Raw genomic sequence first — 24,234 nt, 5'->3', positions numbered from 1 at the left:
CTTATCGCCGCCGCAGACGGCCCCGTTGGCCGCACCGCTTTGCCGCCCGGCCGCAGCGCACGATCAGGCGACTACCGCATATCCATCGTGAAGAGGACTATTCTGTGTCACGTACAATTATGTTGATCCCCACTGGCACCAGCGTCGGTTTGACCAGCGTCAGCCTGGGCGTCATCCGCTCCATGGAGCAGCAAGGCGTTCGCCTCAGCGTATTCAAACCTATCGCCCAGCCGCGCACCGGCGACGATACCCTCGACCAGACCACCACCATCATCCGCAGCAACTCCACCATTCCGGCCGCCGAGCCGCTGCGCATGAGCTATGTGGAAAGCCTGCTCAGCTCCAATCAGCAGGACGTGCTGATGGAAGAGATCGTGGCGCGCTACCACGAAAATACCAAAGACGCGGAAGTGGTGCTGATCGAAGGCCTGGTGCCGACCCGCAAGCACCAGTTCGCCAGCGCGCTGAACTATGAGATCGCCAAAACCCTGAACGCCGAGATCGTCTTCGTGCTGGCGCTGGGCAACGACTCGCCGGCGCAGCTGAAAGAACGCATCGAACTGGCGCGCACCAGCTTCGGCGGCAGCAAGAACAAAAACATCACCGGCGTTATCATCAACAAACTGAACGCGCCGGTCGACGAGCAGGGTCGCACCCGCCCTGACCTGTCGGAAATCTTCGACGACTCCACCAAGGCCAGCGTCGCCAATGTCGATCCGAAGCAACTGTTCGCCAACAGCCCGCTGCCGGTGCTCGGCTGCGTGCCGTGGAGCTTCGATCTGATTGCCACCCGCGCCATTGATATGGCACGCCACCTGAAGGCGCGCGTGATTAACGAAGGCGATATCATGACCCGCCGCGTGAAGTCCGTGACCTTCTGCGCGCGCAGCATCCCGCATATGCTGGAACACTTCCGCCCTGGCTCGCTGCTGGTGACCTCCGCCGACCGCCCGGACGTGCTGGTTTCCGCCTGTCTGGCGGCGATGAACGGCGTGGAAATCGGCGCGCTGCTGCTGACCGGCGGCTATGAAATCGACGAGCCGATCAAAAAGCTGTGCGAACGCGCGTTCGCCACCGGCCTGCCGGTGTTTATGGTGGACACCAACACCTGGCAGACCTCACTGAGCCTGCAGAGCTTCAACCTCGAAGTCCCGACCGACGACCATCAGCGCATCGAAAAAGTGCAGAACTACGTGGCCAGCCATATCAGCGCCGAGTGGATCGAATCGCTGACCGCCGCCTCCGAGCGCTCGCGTCGCCTGTCGCCGCCGGCGTTCCGTTACGAGCTGACCGAACTGGCGCGTAAAGCCGGTAAACGCATCGTTCTGCCGGAAGGCGACGAGCCGCGCACCGTGAAAGCGGCGGCAATCTGCGCCGAACGCGGCATTGCCGAATGCGTACTGCTCGGCAACCCGGATGAGATCCAGCGCGTTGCCGCAGCGCAGGGCGTGGAACTGGGCAAAGGCATCGAGATCGTCGATCCGGAGCAGGTACGTGAAAACTACGTGCCGCGTCTGGTTGAACTGCGCAAAAACAAAGGCATGACCGAAGTGGTGGCGCGCGAGCAGTTGGAAGACAACGTGGTGCTCGGCACGCTGATGCTGGAAAAAGGCGAAGTCGACGGCCTGGTTTCCGGCGCCGTGCATACTACCGCCAATACCATCCGTCCGCCGCTGCAGCTGATCAAAACCGCGCCGGGCAGCTCGCTGGTCTCTTCCGTGTTCTTTATGCTGCTGCCGGATCAGGTGCTGGTCTACGGTGACTGCGCGATCAACCCGGATCCGACCGCCGAGCAGCTGTCCGAGATCGCCATCCAGTCGGCGGACTCCGCCAGCGCATTCGGCATCGAGCCGCGCGTAGCGATGATCTCCTACTCAACCGGTAACTCCGGCGCCGGCAGCGACGTGGAAAAAGTCCGCGAAGCGACCCGCCTGGCGCAGGAAAAACGTCCGGACCTGATCATCGACGGCCCGCTGCAGTACGACGCCGCCATCATGGCCGACGTGGCGAAATCCAAAGCGCCGAACTCGCCGGTTGCCGGTAAAGCCACCGTGTTCATCTTCCCGGATCTGAACACCGGCAACACCACTTATAAAGCGGTGCAGCGTTCCGCCGATCTGGTGTCCATCGGGCCGATGCTGCAAGGCATGCGCAAACCGGTGAACGACCTGTCGCGCGGCGCGCTGGTAGACGATATCGTCTATACCGTAGCGCTGACGGCCATTCAGTCTTCCCAGGCTGATGCCCAGGCGTAATTCAAACGCCTGACAAAAAAATACAGGGGCCGGCAATGCTGGCCCCTGCCATTTCCGCTATCCGCACTCCGTCCGATTCAAGGTTCCTGACCGGTGATAACCTGTAAGATACGGCCGTCGTCGATTTTCAGCGAAAAACTGCGTTGCCAGAAGCGTTTGCTATCGGCGTCCTGCGACGCTACGGTACTGATTGCCACGGTATAAAGTACATCGTTCTCAAAAGCGCTAAAGGAATAAGGGATGCATTGCCCGGCACTCACCGACTCCGCCGGCTGCGGCGGCATAACACTCCTGCGCCAGACTTCACGCGTTTGCTTATCCTGCCGTTGATCGATAGCAATGCTGACAAGGTTAACCTTGGCATCTGCGCTCAGATGCTCTGCCGGCAGAGAGAAACAGAGATTGCTCCCCTGTAAAACGACCTCTGCCGCATAAAAACGCTGCTTCTCAAGCATACAGCCGCTGAGTAACACGGTGATTATCAGCGTATAGATTCTTTTCATTTTAGACTTTCCTGTCTGTAAGAGTGTACCGCAATCCTTTCGGTGGCCAATTATAACGCTTTCGAACCCAAGGCCGGCACTGCCGGCCCCGTTTTTACAACAGCTGCTGCGCCGCCGCCAGAATATGCTCCGCCGTCAAACCATACTCCTGCTGCAAAAATGCCTGTGTGCCGACCTGGCCGTAGCGCTCCTTCACGCCTACCCGGAGCATCGGCGTCGGGCAGTGTTCCGCCAGCACCTCCGCCACCGCCGAACCCAGCCCGTTATGGATACTGTGGTTTTCACAGGTGACGATGCGCCCGGTTTTGGTCGCATAGCGGGTAATGATATCGCGGTCGATCGGCTTGAGGGTGAACATATCGATCACCGCCGCGCTAACCCCTTGCCGCGCCAGCATCTGCGCCGCCTGCAGCGCTTCGGCCACCATAATGCCGTTGGCGATCAGCGTGATGTCCTCGCCGTCGCGCAGCAGGTTGCCCTTACCGATGGTGAACTGCGCGCCATCCTGATAAATACGCGTCGCCTGCTTGCGCGTGGTGCGCACCCAGTAAAAGCCTTCCTGCGTCATCAGCTGGCGCAGGATATCGGCAAACATGGTAGCGTCGGTTACTTCCAGCACCACCGAGTGCGCCAGCCCGCGCACGATGCCCATATCCTCAAACGACATATGGGTGCCGCCGTTATGGCAGGCGGTCACCCCCGCATCGGAGGCGATCACCTTGACGTTATTGCGCTGATAATCCAGTGACATAAACAGCTGATCGAAACAGCGGCGGCTGGCGAAGGCGGTAAAGGTGTGCACGAACGGCACCCGCCCGGTCAGTGACAGGCCGGCCGCCACGCCGATCACATTCGCCTCCATAATGCCGCAGTTAATCACGTGGTGCGGATGATCGCGCTGTACGCCATCCATCGCCATCGAGCTCATCAGATCCGCCTCCAGCGCGATAATCGGCGCCCCCTGCTCTATCTGGCCGCGCACCATGCCGGCATACACCTGTCGCATTTCAACGCGGTCTTGTTCCATCTGCGTTCTGTCGTTAAACATGGGCGGCCTCCAGTTCGGCTATGGCGTGTTCGATATGCTGACGCACCTCCGGCGTCAGCCGCAGGTGGTGCGAGTTGCTCAGTTGCTCCAGATAGGGCACCCCCTGGCCTTTAACGCTGTCGAGAATCACCACCAGCGGCCGCTGCTCGCCGCTGCGGCGCGGCGCTACCGCCGCACGGATCGCCGCAATATCGTCCCCTTTGACGCTCTCGGCCGCGAAGCCGAAGGCGCGGAACTTGCCCGCCAGATCGAAGGGTTTGATCACCTCATCCAGCAGGCCGTCCAGCTGCTGTTTGTTGTAATCGATAAACAGCGTCAGGTTGTGCAGATTATGGTGCGCAATAAACTGGAACGCCTCCCAGCACTGACCTTCGTTCAATTCGCCGTCCCCAAGCAGGCAAAACACCCGGTTATCGCGCTGCGCCAGCCGGTGCGACAGCGCCATGCCGGCGGCGATGGAGACGCCCTGTCCCAACGAGCCGGTGGTGGCATCCACCCCTCGGGTGCGCAGCCGGTCCGGATGGCTGGGCAGGCGGGTGCCGTTCTGGTTCAGCGTGCCCAGCTCTTCCAGCGGGAAATAGCCTTTCAGCGCCAGCGTGCTGTACAGCGCCGGGCCGGCATGCCCCTTCGACAACACAAAATTGTCGCGCTGTGGCCAGTCCGGATCGCCGGGATCGATGCGCATTACCTCGCCGTACAGCACCGCCAGCGTCTCCACCACCGACATGCAGCCGCCGTAGTGGCCGAAGCCCAGCCCGGTCAGCGCCTTCAGCGTCTCCAGACGAATTGCCTTCGCCAGCAGCCGCAGTTCCCTGATATCTGTCGTTGTCATTATATGGCCCTCACTATTTTTTAACGCCGTCGCCGGAAGGCGCGCCTTTGCGTTTCCCCAGCAGGTTATGCGCCACCAGCAGTGCGAAAATGATCACCACCGTCGCCATAATCGCTTCGGTATTCATAAAGCGCGCCATATTGCCCAGCACGATGCCCAGCACGCCAAAATCGGCGTCGGAGAAAGTGGTGTTGGCAAAACCCAGCGCGCCCAGCACCGGCAGCAGCAGCATCGGCAGGAAGGTAATCAGTACGCCGTTGGCAAACGCACCCAGCATGGCGCCGCGGCGACCGCCGGTGGCGTTACCAAAGACGCCCGCCGTCGCGCCGGTGAAGAAATGCGGCACCACGCCCGGCAGGATCAATACCAGCTTGAACTGTCCCAGCAAGAACAGGCCGACCAGCCCGCCCAGGAAGCTGAACAGGAAGCCGATCAGCACCGCGTTAGGCGCGTAGGGATACACCACCGGGCAGTCCAGCGCCGGGCGCGCATTCGGCACCAGCTTTTCGGAAAAGCCGGTAAACGCCGGCACGATTTCCGCCAGAATCAGACGCACGCCCTGCAGGATAATAAACACCCCGGCGGCGAAGGTGATGGCCTGAATAATGGAGTACACCAGATAGTTCTGCCCGGCGCTCAGCGCGCTTTCCACATAGCTCTGCCCGGCGCTGATCGCCATGATCAGGTAGATAATGATCATGGTCAGTGAAATGGAGATCGAGCTATCGCGCAGGAAGCTGAGATTTTTCGGCAGGTTCATCTCTTCGGTGGAACGCGAGTTTTTGCCGACGCGGCCGCCAATCCAGCCGGACAGCACATATCCCAGGGTGCCGAAATGACCGAAGGCGATATCATCATTGCCGGTAATCCGCCGCATATAGCGCTGGGCAATGGCGGGGAAAAACGCCATCACCAAACCCAGCGTCAGGGCGCCGGTAAACACCAGCGGGATCCCCTCAAAGCCGGCCACCGACAGAATGATGCTGATCATGCAGGCCATATAGAAGGTGTGATGACCGGTAAGAAAAATGTATTTCAGCCGGGTAAAGCGGGCGACGATAATATTCGCCACCATGCCAAACGCCATAATCAATGCGGTAGAGGCCCCGTACTTCTCCAGCGCGATAGAAACGATCGCCTCATTATTCGGAATGATGCCCTGGATATTAAATGCGTGTTCAAACATCCCCCCCAGCGGATTCAGCGAGCTGACTAATACGCTCGCGCCGCCGCCCAATACAATAAAACCGAGAATAGTTTTTACCGTGCCCTTTACCACATCGGAAAACGATTTTTTCTGCGCTAATAAACCAATCAGCGCAATAACCCCCACCAGCACCGCAGGGACTTTTAATATATCAACCACAAATCTGAGCGTTTCCTGGATAAACATATCCACCTCGCCAATTGCGTTGCTTAGATAATGGAGTGCGCAATAAAGTAAGCGCGCAGTTTGTTTTCCAGCTCGTTAATATCAATGATATTGCTGATGACCACGAGCTGATCTGCCGGCACGCTGGCGCTGTCGACGATATCTTTTGCCATCACAAAAATATCGGCGGCGCCCGGCGTGGCGGAGGAAAGATCCGAGTGCTCCACCTCCGCCTCAACCGCCATTTTTTTCAGCACCTTTTTAATATTCATTTCCACCATAAAGCTACTGCCGAGGCCGGAACCGCAAATTGCCATAATCTTCATTATTTTCACCTGTCAAATTTTAAGCGTAGGGTAAGGCCGCAGAAATTATTCTGCGCTGGGTCTTTTCCGGTAAGGATAAATAAACCTGGGAATTAATAGCGGGCGATAATCTCCTCAATCTGTTTTATATCGGTGGCGCCGAATAACGCACTCATCGCCCGTTCATCGGCAAATAATTCCGCCAACTGCGCAATCAGTTCGATATGGCTGTCACCATCCGGCGCCGACAGCATCACCACCACAAACACCGGGTCGTTGTCCTGTGAATGGAAACGCACGCCCTGATGCAGCTTCAGCAGCGACAGGCCGAGTGCCTTTGCCCCCTCTTCCGGTCTGGCGTGGGGCATGGCGATGCCGGGCGCCAGCACAAAATAGGGTCCCAGCGTCTGATACTGACGAAAGATCGCCGTCAGATAGTCGGCGCTGATGATCCCGCCCCGCAGCAAAGGCTGCGCGCTCAGCGTTATCGCCTGCCGCCAGTCTTCCACCTGCTCGCACAGCTGGATATGCTCTGCCTTCAGCCAGTCTTTCAGCACATCTCCTCCTTCAGCCCGATACAGCGTCGCCGTCGACGCCCGTTTGCCCGGGCAACGAAGAAACTTTAATCAACGTTTTTACGCCTCACTGTGATAAAGATCTCAAAGATAGCGCTACCAAAACGTTATCGCCCGGTTCTGTGATAGCGCTATCAAAAAAATGCAGCGCCGCTGCCGTTGTCGCACAGTTTTTTATCGCTGATGGAAGGAACGCGTTAAAATGGATCCCATACCGGGATAGTAAGGGTCAGTGACAGCGCTTCTTACAGCCACATTCACTTGGCGCCTATCCCATTAGGCCATTTTACCGTTTAGCCCTGGGCAGGGCTCAGAACCCCCGCGTACCCTGTGTACGCTCCGGTTCTTCCGCGCTGTCCGTGGCCAGACTGTCGGTAACATTTAACGCCTACTGGGGTTGGCGCTTATGCGCACGATGCGCATTTTCAGTCGGGATTACGCATGTCGATCGGTAAAAAACGCCGCAGTACCGGCAGGGTTACGCTGGCCGAGGTCGCCCAGCTGGCAGGCGTCGGCACCATGACGGTGTCGCGCGCGTTACGCACGCCGGAACAGGTTTCAGACAAACTGAGAGAGAAAATTGAAGCGGCGGTCAATGAGCTGGGCTACCTGCCCAATCTGGCCGCCAGTTCGCTGGCGTCGGCGTCGTCTTATACCATCGCCATGGTGGTGCCGAGTTTTTCGGAGTCCGGCTGCGCCGAGATGTTCGCCGGCCTGCAGCAGGTGCTGCAGCCGGCGGGTTATCAGATCATGCTGGCGGAGTCGCAGCACTATCCGGAACGTGAAGAGAAACTGCTGACCACCCTGCTGTCCTACAATCTGGCGGCGGCGGTGCTGCTCAGCGTCGAACACTCGCCGACCACCCGTCAGGCGCTGCAGGCCGCCAATATCCCGGTGGTGGAAATCGGCGCCCTGCGCGATGACCCGATCGATATCACCATCGGCATCGATTATGTCGCCGCCATGTACCAGTTAACCCACACGCTGATCGCCGGGGGCTATCAGAATATCGGCCTGCTGTGCGCCAACCAGGAGCAGTGGATTTTCCAGCAGCATCTGCAGGGCTGGCATCAGGCGCTGCTGCGCAGCCATATGTCACCGCACCGGGTGATCAACGCCGCGCAGCCCGCCAGTTTCGCCACCGGCGCTCACCAGTTGCCGGAGTTTTTGCTGGCCTGGCCGGAGCTGGACGCGCTGGTATGCGCCTCGGACGAGCTGGCCTGCGGCGCGCTGTATGAATGCCAGCGCCGGCACGTCAAGGTGCCGGAACAGCTGGCGGTGGTCGGCTTCGGCAACAGCGAGGTCAGCCGGGTCTGCCAGCCGCCGTTGACCACCATGACGGTGCCGCACCGGGAGATCGGCATTCAGGCCGGCAAGGCGCTGCTGGCGCGGCTGAATGATCAGGAATGGCATGCTGAAGGTTCGCTGCCCTCAACGCTGTGCCGCCGCGACAGCTGCTGAAAACGACAACGCCGGTCAGAAGACCGGCGTTATACTTTAATATATCCGTGCAAAATCAGGCGTTTTCCGCGCCGTCCTCCGGCTTTTCCGCCCGCGCCAGCGGCTTGCCGTAATCCTGTTCGTTGTTGCGTGTCAGCCACAGCGACAGCGCTTTCAGCGAATCCGGTGTAAAGTCGTCGCAGCGCGCGGTGATCTCTTCCGGCGTCAGCCAGGTCACCTCCACCACCTCTTCTTCCTGCAGCGCAAACGGCCCGTGTGATACGCAGCTGAACAGCGCGCCCCAGACGCGGCACTGCTCCTCTTCAAAATAGAACTGGCCGTGCTCGGCGAACGGCACGCCGGCAATCCCCAGCTCTTCCTCCGCTTCACGGCGTGCGGAGTCCAGCACGTTCTCGCCGCTTTGCACCACGCCGCCGGCGGTCGCATCCAGCCGTCCCGGATAGATATCCTTGGAATCGGTACGGCGCTGAACCAGTATTTTCCCCATCCCATCATGCACCACAATATAGGTCGCACGATGACGTAGCCGTTCCGCACGCATCTGTTGACGACTGGATTGAGCAATCACCTCATTTTGCTCGTTGACGATATCAACCCACTCGCTCGCTGCAGCCTGATCCTGTTCCGCCATCCTATAAAACCTTCTATTTTGGCGCGAGGGTCATCGCGCGCTGGTTGACCAATTAGCCGTATTCAATGATTCTTATTGTGTGTATAAATTAGTGCGTTAATGCCGCCTCTGCAACAACCTCGCCGCCGTACAGCGTGACCACGCGCAAAGTCTGGTCCTCCAGCATGCCGTAGCTGGCCGGGAAGCCGCCTTTGGGCAAACTGACCGACCCCGGATTAAAGCAATAAATCTCCCCGCAGCGCTGTGCCTGCGGCAGGTGCGTATGGCCGTAAGCCAGCACGTCCCCGGCCGATAACGGCGGCAGTGCGGAGGGATGATAAAGGTGACCGTGGGTTAAAAACAATCGTCTTTTTTGCCATAGCACCTGTTGCCAAGGCGCATCCATCGGGAAAGACAGCAGCATCTGATCGACCTCGCTGTCGCAATTGCCCCGAACGGCGATGATCTTGTGCGCATAGCGATTCAATTGTTCGGCAACCTGCGCCGGCTGGTAACCGTCCGGCAGCGCGTTGCGCGGGCCGTGATTCAGCAAATCGCCCAGCAAAATCAGCCAGTCGGCGCCCTGTTGTGCAAACAGCTCCAGCACCCTGGCCGTCGCCGGCAGCGAACCGTGCAGGTCCGAGGCAAACATCAGTTTCATCCCCTTTCCTCCTTTCTGCGAAACAGGCGCTATTTTAGCGTAGAACAGACGGTTAAAAAAACACGCGCCAACAGGGGCGGCCAATTTCCGAAAATGGCGATGATCGTCTAAGCTGGATTGCGGGTCGTCTGCGATCGACGCTGACGCGCCGCCGGGTTTAATGGACAAACCGGCGCAACAGTATAAGAATGATCTCATGGCTCACACGCTGCCGACTGGTTCATGCTTCATCTTATCATGATGTTTTACAAGGAGTATTAGAGTATGATTGACCTGTATTACGCCCCTACTCCCAACGGTCACAAGATCACGCTGTTTCTGGAGGAAGTGGGCTTACCCTACCGCCTGCATCCCATCAATATCAGCGCCGGCGAACAGTTCAACCCCGAATTTTTGGCGATTTCCCCGAACAATAAAATTCCCGCCATTGTCGATCAGCAGCCGGTAGACGGCGGCGACCCCATTTCCCTGTTTGAATCCGGCGAAATTCTGCTGTACCTGGCGGAGAAGACCGGCAAACTGCTGAGCAAGGGCCTGCGCGAACGCGCCGCCACTCTGCAGTGGCTGTTCTGGCAGGTTGCCGGTTTCGGGCCGATGCTCGGGCAAAATCACCACTTCAACCATTACGCGCCGCAGCCGGTGCCTTACGCCATCGAGCGTTATCATCTGGAAACCAAACGCCTGTACGGCGTGCTGGAAGCCGAACTGCAGAAACACCCGTATCTCGGCGGCGACAACTACAGCATTGCCGATATCGCCACCTATCCGTGGGTCGTCTCTCATCCGCGCCAGCGCATCGATCTGGCCGACTTCCCGGCGGTACGCAACTGGTTCGAACGCATCAGCAACCGTCCGGCCACCGAACGCGCCTACAAGCTGGCCGATCCGGCGTAATCTTCCCCTGCCGGCGCGGTTTCCTGCCGCAGCCGGCAGAGTTTCCCCCCACGCCGTTATCATTTCCCTACTTTCCGTGTATTCTGGACGCAAATAATCAGATTATATGGAGAACCGCTGATGTCATTTAGCCAACCCGACGCCGTCATTCGCATAAAAAACCTGCGGCTGCGCACGTTTATCGGGATCAAGGAAGAAGAGATTAACAACCGGCAAGATGTACTGATCAACGTCGAGATCCACTACCCGGCCGACCAGGCACGCAACAGCGAAGATATCGCCGACGCGCTCAACTACCGCACCATCACCAAGGCCATCATCCGTCACGTGGAAGATAACCGCTTCGCGCTGCTGGAAAAATTAACCCAGGATGTGCTCGATATCGTGAAACAACATCCGTGGGTGACCTATGCTGAGGTAGAGATCGATAAACTACTGGCCCTGCGCTACGCCGATTCGGTGTCGATGACCATGAGCTATCGTCGGGAAAGGTAAACGCGCCAGGCAGGGCCGCCAGGGGGAGTATCCACCATGCATATCCTGATTACCGGCGCGACCGGGCTTATCGGCCGCCGCCTGACGCAGCGTCTGCTGGCCCTTTCCCACTCGGTGAGCGTGCTGACCCGCGACGTGGCGCGCGCGCGCGGCCTGTTCGGCGAGCATGTCGACTACTGGCCCTCACTGCAGGATAAGCCGTCCCTCGACGGCATTGACGCGGTCATTAATCTGGCCGGCGAACCGATCGCCGATAAACGCTGGAGCAAAGCGCAGAAGGCGCTCCTGTGCCACAGCCGCTGGGATCTGACCGAACGGCTGGCGGCGCTGATCCACGTCAGCGAACGGCCGCCGGCGGTGCTGATTTCCGGTTCTGCGGTGGGCTATTACGGCGATCAGGATCAGGCGGTGGTGACTGAAGAGGAAGCGCCGCACGACGAATTCACTCACCGGCTCTGTCAGCGTTGGGAAGCGCTGGCGCTGCGGGCGCAAAGTAACGGCACGCGGGTGTGCCTGCTGCGCACCGGCGTGGTGCTGGCCCCGCACGGCGGCGCGCTGGCGAAGATGCTGCCGCCTTTCCGCCTGGGACTTGGCGGCCCGATCGGCAACGGCCGGCAGTATCTGCCGTGGATTCATCTTGACGATATGGTCAGCGGCATTCTGTTTCTGCTCGACACCCCCACTCTGAGCGGCCCGTTCAATATGGTCGCCCCCTATCCGACGCATAATGAACAGTTTGCCGCCCTGCTGGCCAAAACGCTGGGGCGTCCGGCCTGGCTGCGCATGCCGGCCTGGGCGATCAGGCTGATGATGGGCGAAGCAGCGGTGCTGGTGCTGGGCGGCCAGCACGCGGTGCCCAAGCGGCTGGAAGATGCCGGCTTCCGCTTCCGGTATGTCGACCTGGAGCAGGCGCTGGCATCGGTGATTCAGCCGCCGGCCTAGCCGCCGCGCCGCCGTGGGATTACTTCAGCGCTCCTGACAGAAACTGCCGCAGGCGCGGGCTTTGCGGGTTATCGAACAGCTGCGCCGGCGGCCCCTGTTCTTCAATCAGCCCCTGGTGCAGGAAAATCACCTGATTGGAGACATGGCGGGCAAACTCCATTTCGTGCGTCACCACCACCATGGTTTTCCCCTCCTCCGCCAGTTGCTGCATGATGCGCAGCACCTCGCCCACCAGCTCCGGATCCAGCGCCGACGTTGGTTCGTCAAACAGCAGCACCTCCGGCTCCATCGCCAGCGCACGGGCGATGGAAACGCGCTGCTGCTGGCCGCCGGAGAGATGCACCGGATACTTGGCGCGCGCCCGCTGATCGATGCCGACCTTGTCCAGATAGCGCTCCGCGCGCTGCCGCGCCTCCTGTTTACTCAGCCCCAGCACCTGCACCGGCGCCTCCATTACGTTTTCCAGCACCGTCATATGGCTCCACAGGTTAAAGTGCTGAAACACCATCGTCAGCCGGGTGCGCAGCAGCTGCAGCTGTTTTTTATCGGCCACCTGCAGCTGGCCGTCTTTATCGCGCACCATGCGGATATCTTCATTATTCAGGCTGATACTGCCGGCGCAGGGCTGCTCCAGAAAGTTGATACAACGCAGAAAGGTGCTCTTGCCGGAGCCGGAAGAGCCGATGATGCTGATCACGTCACCGGCGTTGGCCGCCAGCGATACGCCCTTCAGCACCTCATGGTCGCCATAGCGTTTGTGCAGATCGCTGACGGCTAATTTAATCTCAGACATGATGTTCTTCCGTTTTTTATCGGTGAGTCACGTGCGCCATCCAGCGTTTTTCCGCCTTGCGGAACAGGCTGATCAACGTGTAGGAAATCGCCAGATACAGCACCGCGGCGATGCCGAACGCGTAAAACGGCTGATAGGTCGCCGCGTTGATATCGCGGGCCACTTTCAGCAGGTCCGGCACGGTGGCGGTAAACGCCAGCGCGGTGGAGTGCAGCATCAGAATCACTTCATTACTGTAGGCCGGCAGCGCGGTGCGCAGCGCCGAAGGCAGAATAATGCAGCGGTACAGTTTGAAGCGCGAAAAGCCGTAGGCGTTGGCTGCTTCAATTTCTCCGTGCGGTACCGCGCGGATCGCGCCGGCGAAAATCTCGGTGGTGTAGGCGCAGGTATTCAGCGTCAGCGCCAGAATGGTGCAGTTCAGCCCGCTGCGGAAAAAGGCATTGAGCAATTCACTGCCGCGCACCATCTCCAGGCTGTACATGCCGGAGTAAAACACCAGCAGCTGCACATACAGCGGCGTGCCGCGAAAGACATAGGTATACAGCCACACCGGGAAGCGTAGCCAGCGCCGGGAAGAGACGCGCGCCACCGCCATCGGAATCGACAGCAGCCCGCCCATCACCACCGAACTTATCAGCAGCCACAGCGTCACCGCCACGCCGGTAAAACGGTAGCCGTCGCTCCACAGCAGCGACTGCCAATACTGTTGCAGGATCTCCATCATAGCTCGGCCCTCTTGACGCCTAATGAGTAACGCCGCTCGAGCCACAGCAGGACGCCGTTGGAGACGGTGGTAAACAGCAGGTACACCGCGCCGGCCACCAACGCGTAAAAGAAGGGTTGATAGGTGCCCTTGCCCGCCAGCTGGGTCGCCTTCACCACGTCATTCAGACCGAGGATCGACACCAGCGCCGTCGCCTTCAGCACCACCTGCCAGTTATTGCCGATACCCGGCAGAGCAAAACGCATCATCGCCGGAAACAGAATGCGGCGAAACGTCTGCCCGCCGCTGAAGCCATAGGCGGTCGCCGCCTCAATCTGCCCGCGCGGCACCGCCAGATAGGCGCCGCGGAAAGTTTCGGTAAAGTAGGCGCCGTAAATAAAGCCCAGCGTAATAATGCCCGCCGTCAGCGGATCGATATCGATCTGCGCCATACCCAGCGCCTCGGTCAGGCTGTTTAACACGATCTGCAGGCCGTAGAAGATCAGCAACATCAGCACCAGATCGGGCACGCCGCGGATCAGCGTGGTATAGGCGCCGAACAGCGAGGCCAGCAGACGGTTTTTGGAGAGTTTGCCGCCGGCGCCGATCAGGCCAATCGCCACCGCCAGCAGAACGGAACTGAGCGCCAGCTCCAGCGTCACCAGCGCGCCCTCAAATATCAGTTGGGAATAACCTTGCAGCATGTACCTCATCCTGTCGTCAGTAGGCGTAAGCAATCCCCGCCGGACAGCCACGGGCGGGCGCAGCACGCTGCGCCGCCACGGCTACCGGCAGGCGAACGGGCGGTCAGCCGCCGTAGACGTCAAAATCGAAGTATTTTTTCGCAAACTTATCGTAGGTGCCATCTTTGCGCATTTCAGCAAAGGCCTTATCCAGCGCCGCCTTCAGCTCGGTATCCGCCTTGCGCAGCCCCATGCCGGTGCCGACGCCGAAGAATTTGTCATCCTTCACCGATTCACCGGCAAACGCGTAATCTTTGCCCGGCGGCTGCTTCAGGAAGCCGTCGCTGCCGGCCACTTCGTCCTGGAAGGCGGCGTCAATACGGCCGGAGGCCAGATCGGCGTACACCAGATCCTGGTTCTGATACGGCACCACGGTCACCCCTTTCGGCTGCCAGTAGGCGTTGGCATAGGCTTCCTGCGTGGTGCCCTGCAGCACCCCGACGCTCTTGCCGCGCAGGGATTCCACCGTCGGCAGCAGCTTCGAGCCTTTCGGCGCGATCAGGCGGGCGTTGGCGGCAAACAGCTTGTCGGTAAAGGCGATTTCCTGCTGGCGTTTTTCGGTAATCGACAGCGATGAAATGATGGCATCAATTTTTTTGGCTTTCAGCGATGGGATCAGCGCGTCGAAATCGCTTTCGACGAAAGTACATTTGGTGTTGATGCGTTTGCATAACTCTTTGGCCAGATCGATATCAAAACCGACCAGCTCGCCGTTGGCATCTTTGGATTCAAATGGTGCATAGGTCGGATCGGTGCCGATCTTCAGCGTCGACGGGATGGCGGCCAATGCGCCGTTCGCCGCAGCCAAGGCCATAACCAGCGGAAGAACCTTAACCAGCTTTTTCATACATTACCCTCAAATTGATTTTATTTTTTTGATGCCTTGCGGGAAGCGTGCCCCACCGAATCAATATCAATTTGCAGTAATCGTGCCACATTGCATGCGTCAGGCCACGGAGGGAACGGCTCCGCCCTGCGCAAAACTGTTTCCTGGACGAGAACCGCAAAATGAAACCGGCCGTTCGGGCCGCGCCACGGGCAACGACAGGATGCCCATACCATGAAACAGCGAGCGTGGTGAAACGGCCCCATTATGGTGCGGGCCGCGCATCAATACAGTGCGTTGTTGCACAAATGTGCAAATTGGGGGGTGTATTTGTTAATTTGCGCCTTGCCAGCGGGTGAATAAATCCTGGGGCAGTTCAATGTCAAACTGGTCAATCACGCGGTTAACCGTCTGATCGATAATGTCTTCCACGCTGGTCGGCCGGTGATAGAAGGCCGGCACCGGCGGCATCAGCAGCGCGCCCATCTCCGCCGCCTGGGTCATCAGACGCAGATGCCCCAGGTGCAGCGGCGTTTCACGCACGCACAGCACCAGACGCCGCTGCTCTTTCAGCACCACGTCGGCGGCGCGCGTCAGCAGACCGTCGCTGTAGCTGTTGACGATACCGGACAGTGTCTTGATCGAACAGGGCAAAATCACCATGCCCAGCGTTTTGAAGGATCCGGAAGAGATGCTGGCGGCGATATCGCGCGAGTCGTGCACCACATCGGCCAGCGCCTGCACCTCACGCAGGCTGAACGCGGTTTCCAGCGCCAGCGTCTGCCGGGCGGCGTTGCTCATCACCAAATGGGTTTCCACCTCCGCCACGTCGCGCAGCACCTGCAGCAGGCGTACGCCGTAGATAGCGCCGCTGGCGCCGGAAATGCCGATGATGAGTCGTTTCATGAAGGGTCTCTGCCAAAAATTCCAAGGGTCGCAGCAACTTTGCCGTAATCACGGCGGATAAGCAAGGTTCAGGCGGGAACGATGCGCCGCGGCGGTGCACGGCGCATCGGTATGGCGAGGCAGGCTTAGCCTTCGTTATGGATTTCCAGATTCTCCGCTTCGGCCTGGCCGCGCAGCGCTTTGGCGTCATCGTTACGCAGCGACTCCAGGTACTCCAGATACCCCTGATCGACGTCTTTGGTGACGTAAATACCGTCGAATACCGAGCATTCGAACTGGGTAATATCCGGGTTTTCCTCACGCACCGCGTCGATAAGGTCGCTCAGGTCCTGGAAAATCAACCCGTCGGCGCCGATGATCTGTCGGATTTCATCCACTTCGCGGCCGTGGGCGATCAGCTCATTGGCGCTTGGCATATCGATGCCGTAGACGTTCGGGAAGCGGACTTCCGGCGCGGCGGAGGCCAGATAGACGCGCTTGGCGCCGGCGTCGCGCGCCATCTCGACGATCTGCTCGGAGGTGGTGCCACGCACGATGGAGTCATCCACCAGCAGCACGTTTTTGTCGCGGAACTCCGCACGGTTGGCGTTCAGCTTGCGGCGTACCGACTGGCGGCGCGCCTGCTGGCCCGGCATGATAAAGGTGCGGCCGACGTAGCGGTTTTTCACAAAACCCTGACGATACGGTTTATCCAGAATACGCGCGATCTCCAGAGCGATATCGCAGGAGGTTTCCGGGATCGGGATCACCACGTCAATGTCCAGATCTTCCCACTCGCGTGCGATCTTTTCGCCCAGCTTCTGGCCCATGCGCACGCGCGCACTGTATACCGAGATCTTGTCCATAAAGGAGTCAGGACGGGCAAAGTAGACATATTCAAACAGGCACGGGTTGGTTTTCGGGTTCTCGGCGCACTGGCGGGTAAACAGCTGGCCTTTTTCCGTCACGTACACCGCTTCGCCCGGCGCCACGTCACGCAGGAACTCAAAGCCCAGCGTATCCAGCGCCACGCTTTCGGAGGCCACCATATACTCGTTGCGGCCATCCTCCAGCGCGCGTTTGCCGATCACCAGCGGACGGATGCCGTTAGGGTCGCGGAACGCCACCAGACCGTGGCCGATAATCATCGCCACGCAGGCGTAAGCGCCGCGCAGTTGCTGATGCACCGCCGCCACGGCGGTAAAGATATTGTCGGATTCCAACGGATAGTGCGGGAAACGATCCAGCTCGGCGGCCAGCACGTTAAGCAGAATTTCGGAATCGGAGGTGGTGTTGATATGACGGCGGCCGCTTTCAAACAGCTGCTGCCGCAGTTCATGCGCGTTGGTCAGGTTACCGTTGTGAGCCAGCGTAATGCCGAACGGTGAGTTCACGTAAAAAGGCTGGGCCTCTGAGGCGCTGGAGCTGCCGGCCGTAGGGTAACGCACATGGCCGATCCCCATATTACCCTGCAGGCGCTGCATATGCCGTGCTTCAAAAACATCCTTCACCAGACCGTTCGCCTTACGCAAACGGAAGCCGTTATGGGCATCGATGGTGACGATGCCGGCGGCATCCTGGCCACGGTGCTGCAGCACCGTCAACGCATCATAAATCGACTGGTTTACCGGCATAAAACCGGCGATACCGACAATACCGCACATGTTGTCTTTTCCTCTAAGCCTAAGCCGCTACCGCCCCGGTAAGTGAGACGGTAAGAAACTCGACGTGCTTTGCAGGTAGTCAAAGAACCACCTGATGATGTAGCTGAACTGGGGAATCAGCTGCGACTGCTTCCAGTCTTCACTTTGCGAGAAGCCGGTAAAACTGTCGAGGAAGAACAGTATCGCGGCGACAATCAACACGCCGCGCAATGCGCCGAAGCAGATGCCCAGCACCCGATCGGTTCCTGACAGCCCGGTCTTTTCGACCAGCGAACTGATCACGTAGTTCACTATCGCCCCCACGATCAGGGTCGCGATAAACAAAATCGCAATCGCGATGCCGTTTCGCACCAGTTCATCGTCAAAACGGGTGAAGTAGACGGCGAGGTAAGAATAAAAATGGCTGGCGACAAAAAACGCACATCCCCATGTCACAAGTGACAATGCTTCGCGAACAAACCCTCGGATCAGGCTCACCAGAGCCGAAAATCCAATTACCGCAATAATGACGTAATCAATCCAGACCATGACCATTCCAATAATGAAATGCCCCGCACGTCCCCTCATCCTTCCGGCTGTCGCACAGCGGCCACAGCCCGAATGCACTGGGGTATTTCCCATGCGCGGCGAATTCTAACAGAAAAAGAAAACGTTTGCGTAGGGGATTTCCCTCGCAATTTACAAATAAAAAGCGGCGATAAAAAAATTCTCAATCGCCGCGCCTACATAGCTGATTCTTCTGCCCCGCCTTGCAAACGCGGCAGAAGAATGGGGTTAACGCGCGCTGTACGGCTTCACCTGCCCGTTCAACCCGCTGAGCGAATTGAGCGCCGACAGCGAAGACTGCAGCTTCTGCTTCGAGGCGTCCGGACCGACGTAAATACGGGTGATCTGCCCCTGCACCGGCGTAGACGGCACGGTAAAGGCGCGATAGCCGGACAGACGCAGCGACGCGACGATCTCGTTAACCTTGGCGGCGTTTTTCAGCGCCCCCAACTGCACCACATAGGCCTGACCGGACGGCACTTTCTCAGCCGGTTTCGGCTGCGGTTTCACCTCCGGCTTCGGCTGCGGCTTCACTTCCGGTTTCGGCTTCGGCGGCGGCGCAGGTTTGGTTTCAACCGGTTTTGGCTGTGGCGCTGGCGAAGGCGTCGTCACCGCCGGCGGCGGCGCGGTGTTCTGCTGCGGCTGAGTCACCGCCTGCTGCGTCGCCGCCTCGTTGGCCGCCTGCTGCTCCATCAACGCCCCGGTGCCCGCCGGCGGCTGCGACGGCAGCGGCTGGCTCACCGGCGGAATGGCGTCGTTTTCCCGCGCATCGCCCGGCTTCGGCACCAGCGGGATCGCGGCGAATTCGTCCTCATAATGTTTTTTCTTACCGTCCAGCAGACCTGGCAGGATAATCACCCCCAGGGCCACTAACACTACGGTACCGACCAATCGGTTCTGAAATTTACTTGCCACTCACTCTCCCCGCATCTCGTCTAACGCCGCCATGACCTGCGCGACGGTGTGGAACGATCCACAGACGATCACAATATCCTGATTATCCGCATCCTGCATCGCCTGTCGCCAGGCGCTTTCAACATCGGTGAAAGAGCGCGGCTGCGGCAGATGCTGCGCCAGCTGCTCTACGCTGGCGCCGCGCGGCCCGTCCAGCGGCGCACAGTACCATTCATCCACCTGCGGCAGCAGGCAGGCCAGCGTACCGGCAATATCTTTGTCCGCCAGCATGCCGACCACCGCGCGCACCTTGCCGCCATCGTGCGGCAGCTGCGCCAGCCGCCCGGCCAGATAGCCGGCGGCGTGCGGATTGTGCGCCACGTCGAGGATCAGCCGCGGCGACTGCTGCACGGTCTGGAAACGCCCCGGCAGCGTCGCCTGCTGCAACCCGGCGAAAATGGCGCGCTCGTCAATTTCCAACGCGGAATAGTGCAGCGCCGCCAGCGCCGTACCGGCGTTGGCCAGCGGCACGTTGGGCCTCGGCAGGTCGTTCAGTTCGGTGCCTTCGCTACGCCACTGCCAGCGCTCGTCCTGCTCGCTGAACGTCCAGGCGTCGCCGCGCCGATACAGCTGCGCCCCCAGCGTTTCCGCTACCTGACGGATCGAGTCCGGCATATCTGGCTCGCCGACTACCGCCGGCTTGCCGCCGCGGAAAATACCGGCTTTTTCCCGGCCGATGCTGTCGCGATCGTCGCCCAGCCAGTCGGTGTGGTCGAGCGCGATGCTGGTGACCACCGCAACGTCCGGGTTGACGATATTAGTGGCGTCCAGCCGCCCGCCGAGGCCGACTTCCAGGATCACCACGTCCAGCCTGGCCTGACGGAACAGCTGCAGGGCCGACAGCGTGCCGAACTCAAAATAGGTCAGGGAAGTGTCGCCGCGTCCGGCTTCAATGGCGGCAAACGAGCGGCAGTGCTCCGCTTCGCTCAGCTCTTCCCCCTGAATACGCACCCGTTCGGTATAGCGCACCAGATGCGGCGAGCTGTAAACGCCGACGCGCAGGCCGGCCGCCAGCAAAATGGCCTCCAGCGTGCGACAGGTGGTGCCTTTGCCGTTGGTGCCGGCAACGGTGAACACCGTCGGGGCCGGAGTAAGAAGATCAAGATGCGCTGCAACGCTTTGCACGCGTTCCAGGCCGAGTTCGATCGCCTGGCTGTGCAGACGTTCCAGATAGTAAAGCCACGAGCTCAATGGCGACGTGGCTTGAGGAATTTGGTGGTTTTGCATGAGTCCCATCACTGAACTTGGGTTCATTAATCCATCAGGGCACCACCCTCACCGCGGGAAAGGCGATGCTCTGCGTTTCAACCGCCGCATGGCCGCTCAGCGGCGGTTGAGCGCCGCGACGGCGTAAACAGGCCGTCGCGGCGTATGCATGCCTTATTCGTCCGCCTGATTCTCCGGCGTCACTACCACCGGCTCAGGCTCGTCAAACGCCGGCTGCGGTTGGTTGGTCAGCTTGGACAGAATGCTGGCGAGCGTCTGGCGCATTTCCGGACGACGCACGATCATGTCGATCGCCCCTTTCTCAATCAGGAACTCGCTGCGCTGGAAGCCCGGCGGCAGCTTTTCGCGCACCGTCTGCTCGATAACGCGCGGGCCGGCAAAGCCGATCAGCGCTTTCGGCTCGGCGATGTTGATATCACCCAGCATCGCCAGACTGGCGGAAACGCCGCCCATGGTCGGGTCAGTCAGTACGGAAATGTACGGCAGACCGCGCTCTTGCATTTTGGCCAGCGCGGCGCTGGTTTTCGCCATCTGCATCAGCGACATCAGCGCTTCCTGCATGCGGGCGCCGCCGCTGGCGGAGAAGCACACCAGCGGACAGTTGTCTTCCAGCGCCTGCTCAACGGCGCGAACAAAGCGCGCGCCGACGACAGAAGACATTGAACCGCCGATAAAGGCGAATTCGAAGGAGGCGGCGACAACCGGCATGCCGTACAGCGTGCCTTTCATCACCACCAGCGCATCTTTTTCACCGGTCGCTTTCTGCGCGGCCTGCAGGCGGTCTTTGTATTTTTTGGAATCCCGGAATTTCAGAACGTCTTTCGGTTCCAGCTCGCTGCCGATTTCCACTTCGCTGCCTTCGTCCAGCAGCGTGTGCAGACGCATGCGCGCAGACATGCGCATATGGTGGTCACACTTCGGGCAGACTTCCAGGTTACGTTCCAGCTCGGCGCGGTAGAGAACCTGACCGCAGCTGTCACATTTGGTCCAAACGCCCTCAGGAATGCTCGCCTTACGGGTTTGGGTGATATTGCTCTTGTTAAGAATTCGTTCAATCCAGCTCATCGAAGACCTTTCTGTTTGAACCTGGCAGACGCCAGTTCGCAGTTCATGCTTTAACAATCCCTTCGCAGCAACAGCCAATGAAAAAGCGCCCGGGACTCAGCGCGACAGGCGCGCAACCAAGGCACTGAATTCAGGGTTGTCCGCAGGAACAGACCATAAATGTCGCTCATTAAACCATATCGGCCCGACGCTGTAGATAAAAAACTGGTCGAACCGATAGGTTAAGCGATGTTTTTTACTGTTTTTGCTGGCGGGCAGCCGCGCGCTTATGGCGCCAGATTTCAATGACGCCCGGCAAAATTGACACAACGATAATAGCAACAATTAGCAACTTCAGGTTTTCCTGTACCACCGGCACGTTGCCGAACAGGTAACCGGCATAGGTAAACAGCAGCACCCAGACCAGCGCGCCAATCACGTTGTAGGCGGCGAAGTGGCGATAGGACATATGCCCCATACCGGCGACGAACGGCGCAAATGTACGCACGATCGGCACAAAGCGCGCCAAAATAATCGTTTTCCCGCCGTGCTTTTCATAAAACTGATGAGTTTTATCCAGGTAACTGCGGCGGAAAATTTTTGAGTTCGGGTTGCTGAACAGCTTTTCGCCGAACAGCCTGCCAATGGTGTAGTTGACCGCATCGCCCACCACCGCGGCGACCACCATCAGCGCCACCATGGTGTGCACGTTCAGATCGTTGGTCGGCAGCGAGGCCAGCGCCCCGGCCACGAACAGCAGAGAATCTCCCGGCAGGAACGGCGTCACCACCAAACCGGTTTCGCAAAACAGAATCAGGAACAAAATCCCGTACACCCACATGCCGTACTGCGCCACCAACTCAGCCAAATGCACGTCGATATGCAAAATGAAATCAATAACAAACTTGATGATGTCCATAGCTTCTCTCTTGTGCCGGAGGTCTCCCCCGCCGGCGGATTAATCAGGACGCACCGCGCAGGATCCCCTTGGCGGAGCCTGGCGCAACTGCGCGTCTTCTTTAGTCATCGGCTAAAAACAGCGGCCCCATCGGCGGTTGCGGCAGCGCGAAACGCTCAGGATAATCCACGGAAACCAGGTACAGACCTTCCGCTCTAGCGGTGGCCGCCGCCAGATTACGGTCTTTTAACGCCAGCAGCTCCGCCATCCAGTTTTCATCCTGGTTGCCGCAGCCAATCTCCATCAGGCTGCCGACGATATTGCGCACCATATGATGCACAAAGGCATTCGCCTTTATATCTACCACGATATACTGCCCGTGACGCGTGACCTTAACGTGTTTTACATTCCGCCACGGCGTGCGCGACTGACACTGCACGGCGCGGAATGAGGTAAAGTCGTTCTCTCCCAGCAGCGCCTGCGCTGCGCGCTGCATGCGCTCGGCGTCCAGCGGGTGATAGAAATGCGTCACCCCCTGCTGCAGCACCGCCGGACGATAGCGGTGGTTGAAGATCACATAGCGATAACGGCGGGCGGTGGCGCTGAAACGCGCATGGAAATCCTCCGCCACCGGGCTGACCCAGCGCACGGCGATATCCGGCGGCAGATGGGTATTGACCCCCATCGTCCAGGCGGCATCCTTACGGCGCGCCGTGGTTTCAAAATGCACCACCTGGCCGGTGGCGTGCACCCCGGCGTCGGTGCGGCCGGCGCAGAGCACCGTGATCGGCGCGTCCGCCACTTTACTCAGCGCCTGTTCCAGGCAGGCCTGCACGCTCGGCACCTCTTGCTGACGCTGCCAGCCGTAATAGCCGCTGCCGTCATATTCAATGCCCAGCGCGATTTTCTGGGTCGCTACAGCCGGTTCGGACATCAGTACAGCTGCTCCTGCAGCAGACGCTCTGCGGTTTCAATCGCCATCAGCGCGCCGCCAAAGCGCACGTTGTCGGCCACCGACCAAAATTGCAGCACCTGCGGGATACCGTAGTCATTGCGCAGGCAGCCGATGCTCAGCGCATCGCTGCCGGAGGCTTCCGTGACCTGGGTCGGATAGTCGTCTTCGTCGCTCAGCTGGATATCTTCCGCGTCCTGCAGTTCGGCACGCGCCTCATCGGCGTCGATCGGACGCAGCCCTTCCACCTGCACCGCCTGCGCATGGCCGTAGAACACCGGCGACTGTACGCAGGTCACCGACATCGGCAGCCCTTCGTCCTGCAGCACCTTACGCACCTGATCGACGATCAGACGCTCTTCGCGCACGCTGCCCTGCTCGTCCGCCAGCAGCGGCAACAGGTTGAACGCCAGCTGTTTGGCGAACAGCCCCTCTTCCACCGGCATACCGTTCAGCAGGCGCGCGCTCTGGCCCGCCAGATCGTCCACCGCCGCTTTACCACGGGCGGACACCGACATCAGGGTGGTGACGTGCAGGCGCGACAGGCCGGCCTGTTCGGTCAGCGGCTTGATGGCGGTCAGCAACTGGCTGACCATGCCGTCGGCCACGGCAACGATATTCCGGTTGCGGTAGTCGGCCAGCACCTGCGGGTTGACGCCCGGCACCACCAGCGGCACGTCCGGCTCCAGCGCAAACAGGCCGCTGCTGTCGATCACCAGACAGCCCATATTGCCGGCGTCAACGGCATAGCGCGCCGAGGCTTCCGCACCGGCGACGAAAAAGGCCAGCTGTGCCTGCGACCAGTCGAACTCGTCGGCATTTTCCACCTGCAGGGTTTTGCCGTTAAAGCGCACCGTTTCGCCGGCGCTGCGTTCGCTGGCCAACGGATAGAGTTCGCCCACCGGGAACTGACGTTCCTGTAACAATTCCAGCAATGCTTCACCTACCGCGCCCGTGGCGCCAAGCAGAGCGATATTCCAGCCGTCAGACATTGGGGTATCTCCCGAGTATTTCATTAACATGCAAAACAAACGGGCGGTGCATCA

At 59.6% G+C, this 24,234-nt stretch carries 26 protein-coding genes; 5 read left to right on the top strand and 21 right to left on the bottom strand.

What is annotated here, in order from left to right; all coding sequences use genetic code 11:
* Positions 1-119 precede the first annotated feature (119 nt).
* Positions 120-2,255 (top strand): phosphate acetyltransferase, encoded by a 2,136-nt coding sequence (pta, locus tag HF675_RS07605; RefSeq protein ID WP_172606333.1) that lies wholly within the window; start codon positions 120-122, stop codon positions 2,253-2,255.
* A gap of 77 nt (positions 2,256-2,332) precedes the next feature.
* Here pta and HF675_RS07600 read toward each other — a convergent pair whose 3' ends face one another.
* The 6 genes from HF675_RS07600 to HF675_RS07575 form a co-directional block, all read right to left on the bottom strand.
* Positions 2,333-2,758 carry a putative T6SS immunity periplasmic lipoprotein gene (locus HF675_RS07600; protein ID WP_105231940.1) on the bottom strand — a complete coding sequence of 142 codons (426 nt, stop codon included), beginning with the start codon at positions 2,756-2,758 and terminating at the stop codon, positions 2,333-2,335.
* Between the two features lie 94 nt (positions 2,759-2,852).
* A complete protein-coding gene (locus tag HF675_RS07595; protein WP_187044355.1) occupies positions 2,853-3,806 on the bottom strand; it encodes a transketolase family protein in 954 nt (317 codons plus the stop codon).
* The gene (locus HF675_RS07590; RefSeq protein WP_160030466.1) at positions 3,799-4,638 is read right to left on the bottom strand and encodes a transketolase; all 840 of its coding nucleotides are present in this window, start codon (positions 4,636-4,638) and stop codon (positions 3,799-3,801) included. The genes HF675_RS07595 and HF675_RS07590 overlap by 8 nt, the downstream gene beginning before the upstream one ends.
* A 13-nt stretch (positions 4,639-4,651) precedes the next feature.
* Positions 4,652-6,031, bottom strand: a complete 1,380-nt coding sequence (locus HF675_RS07585) for a PTS ascorbate transporter subunit IIC (protein WP_105231943.1) — start codon at positions 6,029-6,031, stop codon at positions 4,652-4,654.
* 23 nt (positions 6,032-6,054) lie between these two features.
* Positions 6,055-6,336 (bottom strand): PTS sugar transporter subunit IIB, encoded by a 282-nt coding sequence (locus HF675_RS07580; RefSeq protein WP_187044354.1) that lies wholly within the window; start codon positions 6,334-6,336, stop codon positions 6,055-6,057.
* Between the two features lie 92 nt (positions 6,337-6,428).
* Positions 6,429-6,872: a PTS sugar transporter subunit IIA gene (locus tag HF675_RS07575; protein WP_105231945.1), complete on the bottom strand. Its 444-nt coding sequence runs from the start codon at positions 6,870-6,872 to the stop codon at positions 6,429-6,431.
* A 459-nt stretch (positions 6,873-7,331) separates the two neighbouring features.
* Here HF675_RS07575 and HF675_RS07570 point away from each other — a divergent pair, with 459 nt between their 5' ends.
* Positions 7,332-8,351 (top strand): LacI family DNA-binding transcriptional regulator, encoded by a 1,020-nt coding sequence (locus tag HF675_RS07570; RefSeq protein WP_105231946.1) that lies wholly within the window; start codon positions 7,332-7,334, stop codon positions 8,349-8,351.
* A gap of 55 nt (positions 8,352-8,406) precedes the next feature.
* Here the strand turns inward: HF675_RS07570 and yfcD are convergent, their stop codons facing one another.
* Both yfcD and yfcE read right to left on the bottom strand, forming a co-directional pair.
* Positions 8,407-8,982, bottom strand: a complete 576-nt coding sequence (gene yfcD, locus HF675_RS07565; RefSeq protein WP_105231947.1) for an NUDIX hydrolase YfcD — start codon at positions 8,980-8,982, stop codon at positions 8,407-8,409.
* 88 nt (positions 8,983-9,070) lie between these two features.
* Complete coding sequence (gene yfcE, locus HF675_RS07560; RefSeq protein ID WP_111736715.1) at positions 9,071-9,622, bottom strand: phosphodiesterase; 552 nt, start codon at positions 9,620-9,622, stop codon at positions 9,071-9,073.
* Positions 9,623-9,886: 264 nt separating this feature from the next.
* Here yfcE and yfcG point away from each other — a divergent pair, with 264 nt between their 5' ends.
* The 3 genes from yfcG (at position 9,887) to HF675_RS07545 (ending at position 11,953) form a co-directional block, all read left to right on the top strand.
* The gene (gene yfcG, locus HF675_RS07555; RefSeq protein WP_105231949.1) at positions 9,887-10,516 is read left to right on the top strand and encodes a GSH-dependent disulfide bond oxidoreductase; all 630 of its coding nucleotides are present in this window, start codon (positions 9,887-9,889) and stop codon (positions 10,514-10,516) included.
* 120 nt (positions 10,517-10,636) lie between these two features.
* Positions 10,637-11,011 carry a dihydroneopterin triphosphate 2'-epimerase gene (folX, locus tag HF675_RS07550; protein ID WP_105231950.1) on the top strand — a complete coding sequence of 125 codons (375 nt, stop codon included), beginning with the start codon at positions 10,637-10,639 and terminating at the stop codon, positions 11,009-11,011.
* Positions 11,012-11,047: 36 nt separating this feature from the next.
* Positions 11,048-11,953: a TIGR01777 family oxidoreductase gene (locus HF675_RS07545; RefSeq protein ID WP_187044353.1), complete on the top strand. Its 906-nt coding sequence runs from the start codon at positions 11,048-11,050 to the stop codon at positions 11,951-11,953.
* Between the two features lie 19 nt (positions 11,954-11,972).
* On the opposite strand, the gene hisP is transcribed toward HF675_RS07545, so the two are convergent.
* The 13 genes from hisP to HF675_RS07480 form a co-directional block, all read right to left on the bottom strand.
* Positions 11,973-12,746: a histidine ABC transporter ATP-binding protein HisP gene (gene hisP, locus HF675_RS07540; RefSeq protein WP_105231952.1), complete on the bottom strand. Its 774-nt coding sequence runs from the start codon at positions 12,744-12,746 to the stop codon at positions 11,973-11,975.
* Positions 12,747-12,762: 16 nt separating this feature from the next.
* Positions 12,763-13,470: an ABC transporter permease gene (locus tag HF675_RS07535; protein ID WP_105231953.1), complete on the bottom strand. Its 708-nt coding sequence runs from the start codon at positions 13,468-13,470 to the stop codon at positions 12,763-12,765.
* Positions 13,467-14,153 carry a histidine ABC transporter permease HisQ gene (locus HF675_RS07530; RefSeq protein WP_105231954.1) on the bottom strand — a complete coding sequence of 229 codons (687 nt, stop codon included), beginning with the start codon at positions 14,151-14,153 and terminating at the stop codon, positions 13,467-13,469. Before HF675_RS07530 ends, HF675_RS07535 begins: the two co-directional genes overlap by 4 nt.
* A gap of 103 nt (positions 14,154-14,256) precedes the next feature.
* A complete protein-coding gene (argT, locus tag HF675_RS07525) occupies positions 14,257-15,039 on the bottom strand; it encodes a lysine/arginine/ornithine ABC transporter substrate-binding protein ArgT (protein WP_105231955.1) in 783 nt (260 codons plus the stop codon).
* A 312-nt stretch (positions 15,040-15,351) separates the two neighbouring features.
* Positions 15,352-15,924, bottom strand: coding sequence for a UbiX family flavin prenyltransferase (locus HF675_RS07520; protein ID WP_111736714.1), 573 nt, complete (start codon positions 15,922-15,924; stop codon positions 15,352-15,354).
* Positions 15,925-16,049: 125 nt separating this feature from the next.
* A complete protein-coding gene (purF, locus tag HF675_RS07515; protein ID WP_105231957.1) occupies positions 16,050-17,567 on the bottom strand; it encodes an amidophosphoribosyltransferase in 1,518 nt (505 codons plus the stop codon).
* 27 nt (positions 17,568-17,594) lie between these two features.
* The gene (gene cvpA / locus HF675_RS07510) at positions 17,595-18,095 is read right to left on the bottom strand and encodes a colicin V production protein (RefSeq protein WP_015673187.1); all 501 of its coding nucleotides are present in this window, start codon (positions 18,093-18,095) and stop codon (positions 17,595-17,597) included.
* A 246-nt stretch (positions 18,096-18,341) separates the two neighbouring features.
* Positions 18,342-19,028, bottom strand: a complete 687-nt coding sequence (gene dedD, locus HF675_RS07505; RefSeq protein ID WP_187044352.1) for a cell division protein DedD — start codon at positions 19,026-19,028, stop codon at positions 18,342-18,344.
* On the bottom strand, positions 19,029-20,294 hold the full coding sequence (gene folC, locus HF675_RS07500; RefSeq protein WP_187044351.1) for a bifunctional tetrahydrofolate synthase/dihydrofolate synthase: 1,266 nt from the start codon (positions 20,292-20,294) through the stop codon (positions 19,029-19,031).
* 153 nt (positions 20,295-20,447) lie between these two features.
* Positions 20,448-21,359 carry an acetyl-CoA carboxylase, carboxyltransferase subunit beta gene (accD, locus tag HF675_RS07495; RefSeq protein WP_105231960.1) on the bottom strand — a complete coding sequence of 304 codons (912 nt, stop codon included), beginning with the start codon at positions 21,357-21,359 and terminating at the stop codon, positions 20,448-20,450.
* A 235-nt stretch (positions 21,360-21,594) separates the two neighbouring features.
* Positions 21,595-22,257 (bottom strand): DedA family protein, encoded by a 663-nt coding sequence (locus HF675_RS07490; protein ID WP_105231961.1) that lies wholly within the window; start codon positions 22,255-22,257, stop codon positions 21,595-21,597.
* A gap of 100 nt (positions 22,258-22,357) precedes the next feature.
* Positions 22,358-23,170, bottom strand: a complete 813-nt coding sequence (gene truA, locus HF675_RS07485) for a tRNA pseudouridine(38-40) synthase TruA (RefSeq protein ID WP_105231962.1) — start codon at positions 23,168-23,170, stop codon at positions 22,358-22,360.
* A complete protein-coding gene (locus HF675_RS07480; RefSeq protein ID WP_105231963.1) occupies positions 23,170-24,180 on the bottom strand; it encodes an aspartate-semialdehyde dehydrogenase in 1,011 nt (336 codons plus the stop codon). The genes truA and HF675_RS07480 overlap by 1 nt, the downstream gene beginning before the upstream one ends.
* Between the last annotated feature and the right edge of the window lie 54 nt (positions 24,181-24,234).

This window comes from Serratia sp. JUb9, from assembly GCF_014298095.1.
GTDB lineage: Bacteria > Pseudomonadota > Gammaproteobacteria > Enterobacterales > Enterobacteriaceae > Serratia_B > Serratia_B rhizosphaerae.
Note: the sequence above shows the minus strand (reverse complement) of the source record. Positions and strands in the feature narration are given on the sequence as shown.